Origin of the sequence: Paenarthrobacter sp. PAE-2 (genome assembly GCF_026013155.1) — a bacterium.
In the GTDB taxonomy this organism is placed as follows: Bacteria; Actinomycetota; Actinomycetes; order Actinomycetales; family Micrococcaceae; genus Arthrobacter; species Arthrobacter ureafaciens.
Genome location: NZ_JAPDNV010000011.1, coordinates 37,138 through 52,432, shown reverse-complemented (window position 1 = coordinate 52,432; position 15,295 = coordinate 37,138). Strand labels below are relative to the sequence as shown.

Sequence of the window (15,295 nt, the reverse complement as noted above, 5' to 3'; positions counted from 1 at the left end):
AGCCCTCCAATAATGCAGTGGTTATTGATCAATCTTCTGCCGGCCCAAACGCGCATAGACCTCGGGGCGCTTTGAACGCAGGAAGTATGCATAAATAATGCCGCCGATGAACAAAGCAAAAGTAAATGTCATGAAAATTGCCGTCATGACGGCCGATCCACCGACCAGCTCGGGATAATTCGCAATTGCCAGATAAGTAATCAGGCCAAGGAACAACACGCTGACGATGGGGGAAACAATGGTCTTCCACACGGATTCGGGAGCGAAACTGCGGCGGCGCACAAAGTAGACCAGCACCGCGAAACTCGTAATGAACATCAGCAGCAGGACCGAGAACGTGCCGCTTCCACTGGCGATCGGATAGAGGGCCTCGGGAGCAACCGCCACCAGGGTGAACACCACAGTGGCAACCACCCAAACCATGCCCACGCCCACCGCCGAAACATAGGGGGACTTATGCCGTGGGTGGACGCGGCCGAGGATCCTCGGCAGCGCCCCGTCGGCCGCCAGCGAGAAGCTGTACCGGGCCGCAATATTCTGGATGGACAGCATGGAGGCCAGGATCGACGTGATCAAGAGGACGACCCCGATATCGGCAAAAATCTTGCCGACCAGCGCAGTGGCTCCGTCGTTGAACAGATTCACCGTGTTTGCTTTGGCCTCGTCCTGGACATTGTCGGCGCCGAGGAATGCCGTGTAGGCCCATGCGGCCACCGCGTAGAACAGGCCAATGCCGACCACCGCCAGATACGTGGCCCTGGGAATGGTCCGGTCAGGGTTCTTCACTTCATCCCGGTAGATAACCGTCGCTTCGAACCCGAAGAAATTTCCCACGGCGAACAACAGGGCCAGGCCCAACCCGGCGTCGGTGATCCAGGGCATGGAGAACCCGACACCCTGTGACACGTCGCCCGAGGCGAACGCGGCCACATCGAAAATGACCACCACGGCCGATTCCAGCAACATGACTACCGTCAGGACCTTTGCCGACAAGTCGATGCGGTTGTAAGCCAAAAGCGTGGTGACGGTGATGATGCCCAACCCGTACCAGTACCACGGAATCTCCGGACCACCCAGGGTGTTCACCACAAAGCCCTGCAGGGTGAGGGCGAACAGGGACGGCGCAAAGAAGCCGATGAAGATGTAACCCACCAGCGCCAACAGTGCACCACCAAGACCGGCCGGCTTGCCAAGGCCGGCGGTGACGAATGAATAGAAGCCGCCGGGAGCGTCCACGCTGCGGCTCATCCTGACGAAGCCCACCGAGAAGATCAGGAGCATCAACGTCACCAGGAGGTAGATGCCCGGAGCCGTGTGCCCGCTAAAAAGGAGCATCACAGGCAGGGTGCCTGCAACGGTGGTCAGCGGGGAGGAGAAAGCGAGCACGTTCATCACGAGCTCGCCCACCCCCATGTTGCCGCTGAGCTTGTCTTCCTGGGTCCGGGTAGGCGTCTGCTTCCCTTTTGTTGTGCTTGACATGTAATCCTCGTCGCGAAGTTTTGAGTGCTGAATCACACTATCGACGCGGATTGTGGGAGCACTGTACCAGCTTGGGACAGGGGTTTTGGAGCGGTTCCGCCAAGCTTTTTCAGGTCCACGATGTCATTGAGCGGCTCGCCCGTCTTCCACTTCTGCAGGTTTGCTGCGAAGCAGTCCACAACCCGGCCACGCCACCCGATCAGGTCCCCGGAGGCGTGGGGCGAGACCAGGATGTTGCTGCGGCTCCAGAGTGGATTTTCAGCTGCCAACGGCTCGTTCTCGAAAACGTCCAGGGCTGCTGCACCCACGTGCCCGGCGTCGATGGCGTCGAGCAGGTCCTGTTCCACCACCACGGCCCCGCGGCCCACATTGACCAACCGCGCTCCCGGACGCATCTTGTCAAAGCGTGCAGCGTTGAACAGCCCGCGCGTCTCCTCAGTGAGCGGCACCGTCAGCACCACGTCCTGGGCCTCCCCTAGGAGCAGGTCCAGCTCCTCGAAGGAGGCAATGGCGCCCAGTTGCTTATCCTCACGCGCTGTCCGTCCGACGACCGACACATCCATGCCCGCCGCACGCAGCAGCAGGACCGTCTCGCGCCCCACCGGTCCAGGGCCGACCACCAGGACCTTGCGTCCCAGCAACGGTTCGGTTTCCCGGTGCTGCCAGGTCCTTGCTTGCTGCAGTTCGATGGTTCGGCGCAGGTCCTTGGTGAACATCAACAGGACACCCAGGACCCACTCGGCGATGGGCCGTTCACAAACGCCGCGCGAATTGCTCACCACGATGTCGCCGTTGATGATCTCCCCGGTCATGAGGCTGTCCACGCCGATGCTCGAGGTGTGGATCCATCGCAGCTCCCCCGGACCAACGTCACGCAGAAGCTTTGTCCTGAAGTCGTTCAGGAACAGGATTTCCGCCCCGGGCAGCGCCGCCTTGAACTCTTCGGCGGACCGGACCACCACCACCTCGGCCTCGGCGTCCAGCCGCTCCACAGGAGGCAACGGCCGGCCGTCCTGGACGATGACGATTACTTTCGGTCGTGACATGCCCGTTCCCTGCCCTTCCTCGTCGCGGCTTCTCACCAGCCGCCCTGCCAGCCGCTCATCAGGCCATACGGCAGGCGCTGCGGCTCCTCATCAGGGAGGCCCTTGAGGAAATCGAAGTCGCAGCCCTCGTGAGCCTGGTTGACGTGGTCAATGAACAGTCGGCCGTAGCCGCGGCGATACTTGGGCTGCGGAAGCTTGAGGTCAGCGAGCCGGGCTTCGATCTCCTCCTGGGGGAGGTCGAGGTCCAGGCGCTGGTTTTCGACGTCCAGCACGATCGGATCGCCGTCCCGGACAATGGCCAACGGACCGCCCACGGCAGCTTCAGGGGACACATGCAGCACCGTGGTGCCGAACGCGGTACCGCTCATGCGGGCATCGGAGATCCGCACGATGTCCCGGACACCCTTGCGCAGCAGCTTTTGCGGAATGGGCAGCATGCCCCATTCCGGCATTCCGGGCGCACCCACCGGGCCGCTGTTGCGGAGCACCAGGACCGAGTCCTCCGTGATGTCCAGGTCCGGATCGTCAATCCTGCGGCCAAGGTCGTAGATGTCCTCGAAAACTATGGCCGAACCCTTGTGCTGCAGCAGGTCCTTGGAGGCTGCGCTGCGCTTGATCACCGCACCGTTCGGGGCCAGCGAGCCGCGAACGACGGCGATGCCACCGGATGCATCGAACGGCGCCTCAAGCGTGCTCACGACGACGCCGTCCGGCTCAGGTGCCGATTCGTAGCCCTTTGCGAGGGATTCGCCCGTGACGGTCAAGGCATCCCGGTGCAACAGCGGATCCAGGGCCTTCAGCACCGTGGGGATGCCGCCGACCTCGAAGAGCTGTTTCACGAGGTATTCACCGGACGGACGGACGTTGGCGATCCGCGGAGTGCGCTGCGAAATCTCGTGGAACCGGTCCAGCTGAAGTTCGTAACCCACCCTGCGGGCGAGTGCCAAAAGGTGAACCACGGCATTGGTGGAGCCACCTACGGCCATCAGCAACGTGATGGCGTTATCAAACGCTTCCTTGGTGAGGATCTCGCTGGGCTTCGGACCCGACAGGGCCATTTCAACGGCCCTGCGGCCAGTGGCTTCCGCGGCTTGCCCGCGCCTGGCGTCGACGGCGGGGATGGACGCACTGCCCGGGAGGCACATGCCCAAGGCCTCAACGAGGGACGTCATGGTGGAGGCCGTGCCCATTTCGCTGCAGTGCCCGGCGGAGGGCTTGGCGGCGGACTCGAGTTCGTCGAAGTCGGCCTCGGTGATCTTTCCTGCCCGCAGTTCATCGGCGTACTTCCAGGTGTCCGTCCCGACACCCAATTGCTTGCCCCGGAAGTGGGCGGGCTCCTGGGGGCCGCCGGTCAGCATGATGGTGGGAATGTCTGCGCTGGCGGCTCCCATGAGCTGCGCGGGGACGGTCTTGTCACAGCCGCCCAACAGCACGATCGCGTCGAGCGGGTAGGCGCGAATGGATTCCTCGACGTCCATGGCCATCAGATTGCGGAACTGCATGGCCGAGGGCTTCATCAGGCTCTCGCCCAAGGAGATGGTGGGAAACTCCAGCGGCAAACCACCGGCCATCAGGACGCCACGCTTCACGGCCTCGGCAAGCAGCTTGAAGTGGATGTTGCAGTTGACCAGCTCCGACCAGGAGTTGGCAATGCCAATGACCGGCCGGTCCTTAATGGCGAAGCGCGAGAAGCCTTCGGCCTGGATGGCGGTGCGGTGCACGAATCCGGTGAGGTCGTGCGGCGCAAACCAGCGTGCGCTGCGGAGATCGTTGTACTTCGAGTCGGACATAACCTTCAAAGCTCCTTGGCTTGTTTGTCTTGATGAGGTCTTGGGTGAAGCTGCTAAGCGGCCGAAGTGCCGCCGTCGAACGCCATGCTGGTACCAGTGGCGAACGTGCCCTCGACGGCGAGGAAATAGATGGCCGCCGCCACTTCTTCCGGCTCCGCGAGCCGGCTGAGCGGGACGGCACTTTCCTTCTGCCGCAGGGCCAGAACCGGGTCCGGCGCGTCGTTCAGGCCGGCGCGCAGCATGGGCGTGTCGATCGGCCCGGGGCAGACGGCGTTGACACGGACAGAGGGCGCCAACTCAAGGGCCAGCGCCTTGGTGAGCCCCACGACGCCGGCCTTCGCGGCGCAGTAGTGGGCCAGTCCTGCAACGCCCATGGTTGCGAGGTCAGAGGCGACGTTGACAATCGCCCCTCCCCCGGACCTGCGCATGTGGAGGCCCGCTTCCCGCGCGACGTAGAAGGTGCCGGAAAGGTTGGTGTCCAGCACCTCACGCCAGCGGTCCTCGTCCAGGTCCTCAAGGGCCGCGTAGCCGGCAACCCCCGCAGCGTTGACTGCCACGTCCAGCCCGCCGAGGGCGTGAATGGCTCCCCGGACGCCGTTCCGGGCCGATTCTGCACTGGCGACGTCGGCAACCACGTGGTGCGCACCGCCGTCGAGCTCTCCCGCAACGCGCCGCAGCTCCCCCGGGCGGCGGCCCAGCAGCGCTACCCGGGCACCACGGGCAGCGAACAGTTTCGCGGTCGCTTCTCCAACGCCGGACGTCGCTCCTGTGACGATCACCCGCAAGGGTTCCGTCCGATTCCACGGGCTGCGGTGCATCATCGTCGACGGCTCCTCTTGGTTGGCGTTGCGGGACTAGTACGTTCTACTCAAACAGCCCGGCCCCGCCGCCGGATGTCTCAGATTGAGACACAGCGCACCCTCCGTGGGTTCCTAGGCTGATGGGCAGATGCCGTCTTTCTGCGCGGCACAGCACCGCCGGAGAGCGGCACAAAATAAGGAGTCCACTTTGGAAGACCAGAACCGCATTGGCGTTGGCCTCATCTCGGTGGGGTGGATGGGGCGCCTGCACTCGCGCGCCTACCTCGCTACGAAGCAGTTCTTCCCTGAACTGCCGCGCCACCCCGAGCTGGTGATCGCCGCAGACCCCGACGACGCCGGACGCCACCACGCCGAGGCCGCACTCGGCTATAAGGAAACGGCCACCGACTACCGCAAGGTCCTCGAGAACCCGGACGTCGACGTTGTCTCGATCTGCTCCCCCAACTTCCTGCACCACGAAATCGCTATGGCAACCATCGAGGCCGGCAAGCACTTCTGGATCGAAAAGCCCATGGGCCGCAGTGCCCGGGAATCCCGCGAAATAGCCCAGGGCGCCGAAGCCGCAGGGCTGATCACCTCCGTGGGCTTCAACTACCGGCACGCACCGGCCGTCGCGGAAGCCCGTCGGCTCATCCGGTCCGGCGCTCTGGGTCGGATCACCAACGTGCAGATCCGTCTCCTCACGGGCTATGCCTCCGACCCGACGCAGGTCTTCACATGGCGTTACGAGCAGGCACGCGCCGGTTCGGGAGTCCTTGGCGACGTCCTGAGCCATGGCTTCGACCTTGCACAGTTCCTGGTTGGCCGGATCACCTCGCTCAACGCGGTCACCGAAACTTTCATCAAGGACCGTCCACTGCCCGCAGGCAACTCCTCCAACTCCTTCGACATGGGCCAGGCATCGGACGTCACCCGTGAAGTGGAGAACGAGGACTACACGGCGATGTTGGCCCGTTTTGAAGGCGGCGCGATCGGTATGTTCGAATCCACCCGTGTAGCCATTGGCCCGCACGCCGAATACATCATCGAGGTGTACGGCACCGAAGGCTCGTTGCGCTGGAACTTCGAACGGATGAACCAGCTGGAACTGGCCACGGACCGCAGCGGATACCGCACCATCATGACCCCGCCGTCCTACGGAGAATTCGGCCGCTTCCAGCCAGGACCCGGCCCCGGCATCGGATTCAACGACCTCAAGACCATCGAGGCAGCACTGTTCCTGCGTTCCGTGGCCGAAGGCAAGCAGCTCGGCCCCTCCGCCGCCGACGGCTGGTCCGCTTCGGAACTCGTTGATGCCTCCCTGACGAGCGCCGGTTCCGGCGGCTGGGTGGACATCCCGGAAGTGTCCGGGCAGACCACGTACGGAGCCTGAGTCCCGGGCATAGAAGGAAACCGGGACAAAGAAGGAGGCCGGATCGCAATGATCCGGCCTCCTTGTGCTGCGTATGAAACTACACTCCCAGGACCTACTTCGCGAAGCGGAACAGCTTCTTGTTGGCGAACTCCAACATGCCCACCTTGCCCAGTTCGCGGCCGTAACCGGACTTCTTGACGCCGCCGAACGGCACATCCGCACCGCTGAGGTCGTAGGCACCGACGAAGACCATGCCGACGTCGAGCTGGTTGCCGACGCGCTCGGCGCGCTCGACGTCGTCGCAGATTACCACCGAACCCAGGCCGTACGGCGAGGAGTTCGCGAGCTTGATTGCTTCCTCGTCGCTGCTGACCTTGTACAACTGGGCGACCGGACCAAACAGTTCCTCGCTGTAAACGTCCATGGACGGGGTGATGTTGGTAATCACCGTCGGAGTGAAGACGTTGCCTTGGGGCTCATTGTTGCCCACCAGGATTTCGGCGCCCTGGTCCAACGCACCCTGTACCTGGGAAGCCAGGAACCTGGTGGCCGAATCTGAGGACATCGGGCCGAAATCGCCGTTCTCGTAGGACTGGCCGGCGATGGCAGCCTTGAACTTCCCGGCGAACTCGTCAAAGTACTTGTCCAGCACCACGATCCTCTTGGAACCGTTGCACGATTGGCCCGTGTTGCCCATGCGGCCCATCACGGCCTTCTTCACTGCAAGGTCCACGTCATCGGTATCGAGCACCAGGAAAACGTCGGCGCCGCCAAGCTCCAGGACGCATTTCTTCAGGGCACGTCCGGCCTGCTCCGCCACGATCGCACCCACCTGTTCCGAACCGGTCAGCGAGACACCCTGTACGCGGTCGTCCGCGATCATGGTGGAAATCTGCTGGTGGGTGGCGAACAGGTTGACGTAGGCACCCTCGGGGAAACCTGCGTCGCGGAAGAGTTCCTCCAACGCCAACGCCGACTCCGGGCACTGGCTGGCGTGGCGGACGATCACCGTGTTGCCAAGGATGATGTTGGGGATCGCGAACCGTGCCACTTGGTAGTAGGGGTAGTTCCACGGCATGATGCCCAGGATCACGCCGAGGCCCTGGTAGCGGAAGAAGGTCCTCAGTCCATCCGCCACCTCAAGTTCCTCGTCCCCGAGCCACTCTTCCGCGTGCTCAGCGAAGGCAGCTGCGATGGAACCGGAAAACTCGGCTTCCCCCACGGCCTGCTGCAACGGCTTGCCCATCTCACGGTTGATGATGGCGGCCAATTTGTCCTTACGCTCAACAAACAGGTCCGCGAGGCGCTTGGCCAAGACAGCGCGCTCGGCCACGGTCGTGGTCCGGGACCACTCCTGGTATGTCTTCTGTGCTGCGCCGAGTCCTGCCTCGACCTCCGCGTCGGTGGCCGCGGGGTACTCGGCATGAATGGTTCCGGTAGCCGGATCAGTAACGGCAAATGAGCTCATAGTGAATGCTCCTTGGTCAGGAAATGGGGACTGTTATCGAAAAACATGCGGGCGGGACCGCCGATGGAACGGTCCCGCCCGATGTGCCTAGCGTGATTCGGGTGCGGTGGTGGCAGCGTAGTAGCGCTGGCGGGCGCGGCCTTCGAGGTGCTTGGCGGTACCTTCCTGGCTGCCCGGGCGCTGGGAGGTCATCGGCACTCCGACGTCCCAGAAAGCGCCGTTGCCGGACAGGTACCGGTACTGCTCGACGTGGGCGACGATCACGGCAGGCCCCTCAGCGGCGCGGGCCTCGGCGAGGGCGCCCTCAAACTCCTCGATGGTGGTCGTTGACCACGCGGCGCAGCCCATGCTGGCCGCGTTGGCAGCGATGTCGAACTCCAGTACCGGCCCGTCAAGGCGTCCGGATCCGGCGTTGCGCTCCTTGTACTGCGTACCGAATTCACGGCCCGGGCCGCCCTTGGCAACCTGAAGGGGCCAGATGCATTGGTGGCCACGGTTGTCGACCACGATCGTGATGATCTTCTGGCGCTCCTGCACTGCGGTTACCAGTTCAGTGGGCTGCATGAAGTACGTGCCGTCACCGATGAGGACATAGACCTCACCGGGCTCGCCGTCGCGGGCAATTCGGTAGCCCAATCCTGCGGGTATCTCATGGCCCATGCAGGAGTTGGCGTATTCGAAGTGGATGTCGGTGCCGTTTGAAGAATCCCAGGCTTTGTGGATGCCCTCCACCACGCCACCGGAGCCCAGGATCAGCGCGTCCTCGCCGGTAGTGGTCCTGTTCAAGACGTCGATGACCTGCGCCTGGCTCATCTTCTCGCCCGGGAAGGCCTGCAGGTCGTGTTTGCGCACTTCCAGCGTGGCCTTGCGTGCATCGGCAATGTCGCTCCTGAATCCCGCGGATGTCGAATAGCCGACAGCGGAGAGGCGTTCCCGGAGGGCCGCGAGGTTCAGCCTGGCATCTCCGATGACGGGGAATGAGCCCATTTTGTGGGCATCGAACGCACCTACGTTAAGGTTCACGAACTTCACGTCAGGGTTCTGGAAAAGCGAGTGCGAGGCCGTAATGAAGTCCTGCAGGCGCGAACCCACCGTAATCACGACGTCCGCGGCGTCGGCGATCTCGTTCGCACCCACAGTGCCTGTCACGCCCAGTGCGCCAAGGTTCAAGTCGGTCACCGGGCCGCTGCCCTTTCCGGCATACGTTTCGGAGACAGGGATGCCGAATTCGGCGCTGAAACGCGCCAGTTCTTCCTGTGCTTTGGAGTAGCGGACTCCACCACCGGCAATCAGCAGCGGACGTTCGGCGCTACGGATGATCCCGGCGGCATCACGGAGCTCGTCCTCAACTGCCGGGCGCCGGCGAATGTGCCAGACCCGGGGGGTGAAGAAGATCTCCGGGAAGTCGAACTCGGCACCCTGGATGTCCTGCGGCAGGCATACCACGACCGCACCGGCTTCGACCGGGTCGGTAAGGACGCGCATGGCCTCCGGAAGGGTGGACAGCAACTGGGCCGGGTGGGTGATCCGGTCAAAGTAGCGGCTGACGGGTCGGAAGCAGTCGTTGGCGGAGACATCGCGCTCCACCGGGTGCTCGATCTGCTGCAGCACGGGATCGCCAAAACGGTTGTTAATGATGTCCGCGGGGAACAACAGCACCGGGAGGCGGTTGGTCGTGGCGGTTGCAGCGCCGGTGACCATGTTGGTGGAACCAGGCCCGGCGGAGGCCGTGCAGGCCAAGGTGGCGGCACGGTTGGACGCCTTGGCAAAGCCGATGGCTGCGTGAACTGCAGACTGCTCGTTCTTGGCCTGGTAGTACGTGAAGTCGGAACCGTATTCGTCGATGCCCTGGGCCAGACCGACGGAGTTTCCGTGGCCGAAGATACCGTACATGCCGGGAACCAGTCGGCGCTTCTCGCCGTCCAGTTCGCTGTACTGGACCTGCAAATACTCAACGATTGCTTGTGCGACGGTGCGGCGGCGGACGGCCTTTTTGTCGGCTGCGGTCTTGACGTCTGTGCCGATGTCAGCAGCGGCTGTGGTAGTCATGCGTTCTCCTAAATTCGTAGGTGCGTCGGCATTTGCAAACCGATTCGCCCGAACCTCAGGTTTTCACTGCGGGAAAGCGACGTTGTGTCCCACTTTGGGACGCAGCCCCCTTCTGCCCCGGACACGCAAAAACAGCGGCCGACGGCGGCACGCGAGTACCGCCGTCGGCCGCTGTTTTTGCTTTGCTTCTAGTCGAACCGGTAGGGCTCCTGCGGGCCAACCGAGGGCAGCGGCCGGGGCCGCTCGCAGGTGCTCCCGATGTCTATGTGCTTGCCCTGCTCCGAGGAGGCTTCAAAGGCCAAGAGCACTTCCAGGACGTGGTAGGCGAAGTCGCCGCCCGTCCGGGGTTCCACGCCGTTGCGGATGGCGTAGCCGAATTCTGCCAGCCCGATGCCGCGGTAGGCATCGTCACGGTGGGTGATGGGCGTTTCGCGCCAGTCACCACCGCCGGGAGGCGTCATGTCCAGCGCGAGGTCCCCCGGCTCGCCGCGGCGCAGCACGGGAGCCCCGGAGAAGTGGTCCGGGTTCGGCGCTGCCAGCGAGCCGCCGGTGCCGTAGACCTCCAGATGCGGCAGGTTGTGGTTCCAGATGTCCCAGCTGACGATCACGGTGGCGGCAGCACCGGACTCGAAGTCAATGGTTCCCGTGACGTGGGTCGGGGTCTGAATCGGGATGACTTCCCCTTCCTTGCCCGGACGGGGACGGGTCTCGGACGAACGGGGCGTGGTCGCAGAGACGCGCGATACGGGGCCGAAGAAGTTCACCAGGTTGGTGATCAGGTACGGTCCGATGTCCAGCATGGGACCGGCTCCGGGGCTGTAGAAGGGATCGACGTTCGGGTGCCAGTGCTCGTAACCGCGGCAGGCGAAGGACGCGAAGGCTGCCACGGGCTTGCCGATCCAGCCGTCGTCGATCAGCTTGCGGCTGGTCTGCATCCCGGAGCCCAGGAAGGTGGTGGGTGCGGAGCCTACCTTGACCCCGGCTTCCCGTGCTGCATCCAGGATCTGCTTTGCTTCCTCAAGGGACGTTGCGAAGGGTTTCTCGGAGAGGACGTGCTTGCCGGCCGCGATCGCCTGGAGCGTGACGGGCGCGTGGAGCTTGGGCGGCGTGAGGTTGAGGACCAGTTCCACCTCCTCATCGGCGAGCAACTCGTCGGGCGTGAGGGCTTTGGGAACGTCGTACTCTGCCGCGCGCTTCCTGACGGCTTCGGGGTTCACGTCCGCGAGCGCCACGATCTGGACGTCGGGGTGGACGCCGATCTTGTCCAGGTATTGGTTGAGGACGTTTCCGACGCCGATGATGCCGACTCGAATGGGTTCCATGTGAATCTCCGTTTAACGATTGTTGGAACATCCCGGGGCGAGGATACCCCGCCCCGGGACGTGTTGCTATAGCGCTGTGGCCGGGTGGGTGGCTAAACGGCCAGGCGCTCCTGGCGTGTCTTGGCCGTGGCGGCCTCGTCCACGGCCCCGCCTGTGATGACCACGCCGTAGTCTTCTGCTGCAGCGTCGAGCGTGATCCGGGATTCGCGGTAGTCGTCGAGGACTGCCAGGACGTCGCGCTCCAGCGGATCGCCGTAGCCGCCACCACCGGGGGTGATGGACACGACTTTCTCGCCCGACTGCAGGTCGTAGCGGCCCACCACGGGGATCTCCCGGCGTTCGCCGGTCTTGAGGTCTTCCACCCAGGCGGAGGGCCCGGCGCCGTCGTGGCCGCCGCGGACGCCCTTCGGCGGGTTGATCTTGCCTTCGATGCCGTAGGTGAGGGTGACGCTTTCACCGCGGGGTTCCATGGTGACGCGGGTTGCCAGGCCGCCGCGCTGCCGGCCGGCTCCGCCGGAGTCTGCGACCAGTGTGCGTTCGTGGACGAGGATCGGGTAGCGCTGCTCGTCCACTTCCACGCTGTCGTGGTAGAGGAGGGCCCCGCACACGGGACGCTGGTAGGTGGGCCAGCCGTCAACGTACGGGGTGGCCGGACCGCCGACGCCGCCTACCAGGATCTGGTTCACGTAAGCGTTGCCGTTGCGTTCGTCCGTTCCGGAGATCACCGACTTGGCCGGCGCCTGTCCGGCAGCACCTTCGGCAGTTCCGTAGCCGTCGTCGATCTGGGAGAAGGCGGCCTGGACGATGTTGACGACGCGGTCTGCCAGGTTGGTGGTGCCCGAGGAGCAGGAGTAGGGGTGCTTGGGGACTCCGACGGCGCAGCCGTCGCGCAGCAGCACCTCAACGCGGCGGAAAGTTCCGGCGTTGCTCGGCAGGTTTTCCGGGATGCCGGAAAGAATGCCGGCCAGTGCCGCACCGGTTGCCGTTGCCTTGGTCAGGTTCAGGCCGTTGGGCAGGTTGTCCGGGTTGTTGCGCAGGTCGATCACGACTTTGCCCTGCTTGGGCTTGACCTCCAGGGTTGCCTGGAGCTGCACACCGTCAGGGCCTGTTCCGGGGAAAGGATCGTGGGCGGAGGTGCCGTGGAGGATGTACTCGGGCAGCTTCTCGATCGCGCTGGCGGTCAGCCGCTCGGAGTAGTCGAACCAGGCGTCCACGAAGTCCACCAGGTCATCCACGCCGAACTTCTCAGCGAGTTCGTGAATGCGGCGTTCGGCAATGCGCGAGGCGCCGACGGACGCCAGGTAGTCGCCGTACCACTGGTCGGGAACACGGATGCGGGAGCGGCACATGCGGATGATGTCGTCGATGTCCGTGTAGTCGCGTTGGATCCGCACGCAGGGGAAGATCAGTGCCCCTTCTTCATAGACGTCCCTTGCAGTGGCGAAGAACGTGGTGGGAAGCGAGTTGCCGCAGTCGGCCTGGTGGGCCTTGGTCACGGCGGTGAAGAGGTGGTGGCCCTGGATGAAGATGGGTACCAGGATCACGTGGTCTGCAGCGTGCGAGTTACCCAGGTAGGGGTCGTTGTGCAGGAACGCGTCGCCTTCTTTGATGTCTTTGTGCAGTTCCACCATGTCTTCGCCCAGCGGGCCTGCACCGAAGACGTGCACGGGCACACCTTCGGCGGCAGCGAGCAGCTGGTTGTCGGCGGTCAGCACGGCGCAGGAGAAGTCGCGGGCCGTGTTGATGACGGATGAGCGGGCGGAGCGGAGCAGGCCGCTGGTCATCTCGCGGACAATGCCGTCGAATGCGTTGGCAAGGACCGAGAGCTTTACGGGATCGAATTCGCGGGTCACGGTTAGGCCTCCTTACGGGTGAGGTAGATGTTGGATCGTTCATCGAGCGTGGCGTCCCACTCCGGTGGAACGACGATGGTGGTGGTGGGCTGGTCGATGACGGCCGGGCCCACGATCTTGTCGCGTGGGGCGAGCGTGACGCCGCGGTAGCGCTGGGTGCTGAAGGGTTCGCCGCCGAAGATGATCCGGTCCGTGCGGTGGATTTCCGCCGTGGGGCTGAGCTGGCTTTCGGACTTGGTGTGCTCCGGTCGCGGGATTTCCACTCGGACGCCCCACGTGATGATCTCCACGCGGCTGTCGGGGTCATGGGTGCCGTTGCGGCGGTCGTGCTCCTGGTGGAAGGCGCGTTCGATGATGCCCGCTGCATCGCCGGAGGTGTCCGGCGCTTCGTCGAGGTAGACCCTCAAGTCCCAGGCCTGCCCGGGGTAGCGCGCATCCACAAAGTAGGTGACGTTGGGGGCCTCCCCCACGCCGTCGAAGCGTTTGCTGAAGACCTCGGCCTTGGCTGTGAGATCCTCTACGGCGCGAGTTGCCGAACCCGCGTCGAAACTGCGGGTGTCGTTGTGCAGCGGGGAGAGGAATTCGGTGGCGATGGGTGCCCGGTGGGCGCCGTAGGCGGCCAGGACGCCGGCGGTGGCCGGGATGAGGACGGTGTCGGCTTCGAGGAGCCTTCCGATGGCAGCTGCGACCATGGCACCGGCGCCACCACCTGCAACGATCAGGGCACCGCGTGGGTCCACACCCTGTTCCAAGGACGCTTGCCGGATGGCTGTGGCCATGTGGTTGGCGGAGACATCAAGGATCGCTTGGGCGGCCTGCAGCGTGTCCATCTGCAATGGACCGGCGATGCGGGTGTCGATGGCCTTGATGGCAGCTTCACGGTCGAGGGTGAAGCCACCCTCGAAGCCGTCGGCGTCGAGGTAGCCCAGTGCCACGCAGGCATCGGTGACGGTCGGTTCTTCACCGCCGCGGCCGTAGGCTGCGGGGCCGGGCGTGCTTCGCGCACTTTGCGGGCCTACGCGGAGGAGGCCGCCGCCGTCGATCCATGCGATGCTGCCGCCGCCGGCGCCGATGCTGGACACGGCAACGGACGACAGGCCTGTGAGGTGGCCGACGAAGGGTTCGCCCAGCCATGCCTCGCGGGTGTGGCGAACCACGCCTTCCTCCACCAGGGAGACGTCGAAGGTGGTGCCGCCCATGTCGCAAACCACCACGGTGTCGCGGTCCGGGGCCGCCGCGGCCCCCACCAGGGGCGCCATGGACGGGCCGGAGTTCAGCAGCAGGACCGGACGGTCAAGGACATCCGCGACGTCGAGGACAGCGCCCTCGGAGGTGACCACCAGCAGATCGCCTGCAAAACCGTATTCCTGCAAGTCTGCGCGCAACTTGCCCAAATGGTCGGCCATCAACGGTTTCAGGGAGGCGTCGATCGAGGCTGCCGAGGAGCGGCGGTATTCGCGGATGGTGGGGTTGGCCTCGTTGGAGAGCGTGTAGGGAACCCCGGGAAGGATCTCGTGGATCAGTTCGGCCACGCGCTTTTCGTGGACGTCGTTGATGATCGACCACAGGAAGGAGACGGCGACGGCTTCGATCCCTTGTTCCTTGAAGGAAGCGAGGGTCTCGCGGACCTGCTCCTCGTCCAAGGGCACCAGGACGTCGCCCTCGGCGGAGATTCGTTCGGTAATTTCGAAGGTCAGGTGGCGGGGAATGTACGGCGGCGGGTAGGCGGCCTTGGAATCAAAGGCATCACGGCGGCCACCTTCGCGCAGCAACAGGGTGTCGGCGAAACCGTCCGTGGTCAGCAGCGCAGTCTTGGCGACCTTGCCGGTGAGCACTGCGTTGGTGGCGTGGGTGGTGCCGTAGACGATCACATCGGCGTTGCGGAGCACGTCGTCACCGCTCCAGCCGACCGATTCAGCCGCGCGGCGAACCGATGCTTCGAAACCGGTGAACACGCGGTCGTAGGTGGTCAGCGCCTTACCGACTGCCATGTTGCCACTGTTGGAACCAACAACGACGTCGGTAAAGGTACCGCCGGTGTCGACGGCGATCCGATACCTGGCCTCACCTGGTTGTGTTTGTACATCACTCATGGTCTTCATAACTTTCGTAG

The 15,295-nt window shown here is 64.2% G+C and carries 10 protein-coding genes; 1 reads left to right on the top strand and 9 read right to left on the bottom strand.

Annotated elements, in window-relative coordinates:
• Nucleotides 1–21: 21 nt before the first annotated feature.
• Genes OCL88_RS09260 through OCL88_RS09245 form a run of 4 tightly spaced genes read right to left on the bottom strand, consistent with a single transcriptional unit; the run spans nucleotide 22 to nucleotide 5,136 of the window.
• Complete coding sequence (locus OCL88_RS09260; protein WP_264962304.1) at nucleotides 22–1,479, bottom strand: APC family permease; 1,458 nt, start codon at nucleotides 1,477–1,479, stop codon at nucleotides 22–24.
• A 32-nt stretch (nucleotides 1,480–1,511) separates the two neighbouring features.
• Complete coding sequence (locus OCL88_RS09255; RefSeq protein WP_264962303.1) at nucleotides 1,512–2,525, bottom strand: D-2-hydroxyacid dehydrogenase; 1,014 nt, start codon at nucleotides 2,523–2,525, stop codon at nucleotides 1,512–1,514.
• A 32-nt stretch (nucleotides 2,526–2,557) separates the two neighbouring features.
• Nucleotides 2,558–4,315, bottom strand: a complete 1,758-nt coding sequence (locus tag OCL88_RS09250) for an IlvD/Edd family dehydratase (protein ID WP_243542752.1) — start codon at nucleotides 4,313–4,315, stop codon at nucleotides 2,558–2,560.
• Nucleotides 4,316–4,368: 53 nt separating this feature from the next.
• Complete coding sequence (locus OCL88_RS09245) at nucleotides 4,369–5,136, bottom strand: SDR family NAD(P)-dependent oxidoreductase (RefSeq protein ID WP_243542751.1); 768 nt, start codon at nucleotides 5,134–5,136, stop codon at nucleotides 4,369–4,371.
• Nucleotides 5,137–5,323: 187 nt separating this feature from the next.
• Between OCL88_RS09245 and OCL88_RS09240 the strand changes: the two genes are divergently transcribed.
• On the top strand, nucleotides 5,324–6,508 hold the full coding sequence (locus tag OCL88_RS09240) for a Gfo/Idh/MocA family protein (RefSeq protein ID WP_264962302.1): 1,185 nt from the start codon (nucleotides 5,324–5,326) through the stop codon (nucleotides 6,506–6,508).
• 94 nt (nucleotides 6,509–6,602) lie between these two features.
• On the opposite strand, the gene OCL88_RS09235 is transcribed toward OCL88_RS09240, so the two are convergent.
• From OCL88_RS09235 to OCL88_RS09215, 5 genes are all read right to left on the bottom strand, one after another.
• The gene (locus tag OCL88_RS09235; RefSeq protein WP_264962301.1) at nucleotides 6,603–7,958 is read right to left on the bottom strand and encodes an aldehyde dehydrogenase family protein; all 1,356 of its coding nucleotides are present in this window, start codon (nucleotides 7,956–7,958) and stop codon (nucleotides 6,603–6,605) included.
• A gap of 87 nt (nucleotides 7,959–8,045) precedes the next feature.
• Nucleotides 8,046–10,007 carry a 3D-(3,5/4)-trihydroxycyclohexane-1,2-dione acylhydrolase (decyclizing) gene (iolD, locus tag OCL88_RS09230; RefSeq protein WP_264962300.1) on the bottom strand — a complete coding sequence of 654 codons (1,962 nt, stop codon included), beginning with the start codon at nucleotides 10,005–10,007 and terminating at the stop codon, nucleotides 8,046–8,048.
• A 188-nt stretch (nucleotides 10,008–10,195) separates the two neighbouring features.
• Nucleotides 10,196–11,329 carry a Gfo/Idh/MocA family protein gene (locus OCL88_RS09225; protein WP_264962299.1) on the bottom strand — a complete coding sequence of 378 codons (1,134 nt, stop codon included), beginning with the start codon at nucleotides 11,327–11,329 and terminating at the stop codon, nucleotides 10,196–10,198.
• 92 nt (nucleotides 11,330–11,421) lie between these two features.
• Complete coding sequence (locus OCL88_RS09220; protein ID WP_264962298.1) at nucleotides 11,422–13,182, bottom strand: hydantoinase B/oxoprolinase family protein; 1,761 nt, start codon at nucleotides 13,180–13,182, stop codon at nucleotides 11,422–11,424.
• A gap of 2 nt (nucleotides 13,183–13,184) precedes the next feature.
• A complete protein-coding gene (locus OCL88_RS09215; RefSeq protein ID WP_264962297.1) occupies nucleotides 13,185–15,275 on the bottom strand; it encodes a hydantoinase/oxoprolinase family protein in 2,091 nt (696 codons plus the stop codon).
• Nucleotides 15,276–15,295 lie beyond the last annotated feature (20 nt).

Coding starts and splice junctions, on each gene's coding strand:
- OCL88_RS09260 (WP_264962304.1), bottom strand. CDS start 1,479: ATGTCAAGCACAACAAAAGGGAAGCAGACGCCTACCCGGACCCAGGAA.
- OCL88_RS09255 (WP_264962303.1), bottom strand. CDS start 2,525: ATGTCACGACCGAAAGTAATCGTCATCGTCCAGGACGGCCGGCCGTTG.
- OCL88_RS09250 (WP_243542752.1), bottom strand. CDS start 4,315: ATGTCCGACTCGAAGTACAACGATCTCCGCAGCGCACGCTGGTTTGCG.
- OCL88_RS09245 (WP_243542751.1), bottom strand. CDS start 5,136: ATGATGCACCGCAGCCCGTGGAATCGGACGGAACCCTTGCGGGTGATC.
- OCL88_RS09235 (WP_264962301.1), bottom strand. CDS start 7,958: ATGAGCTCATTTGCCGTTACTGATCCGGCTACCGGAACCATTCATGCC.
- iolD (WP_264962300.1), bottom strand. CDS start 10,007: ATGACTACCACAGCCGCTGCTGACATCGGCACAGACGTCAAGACCGCA.
- OCL88_RS09225 (WP_264962299.1), bottom strand. CDS start 11,329: ATGGAACCCATTCGAGTCGGCATCATCGGCGTCGGAAACGTCCTCAAC.
- OCL88_RS09215 (WP_264962297.1), bottom strand. CDS start 15,275: ATGAGTGATGTACAAACACAACCAGGTGAGGCCAGGTATCGGATCGCC.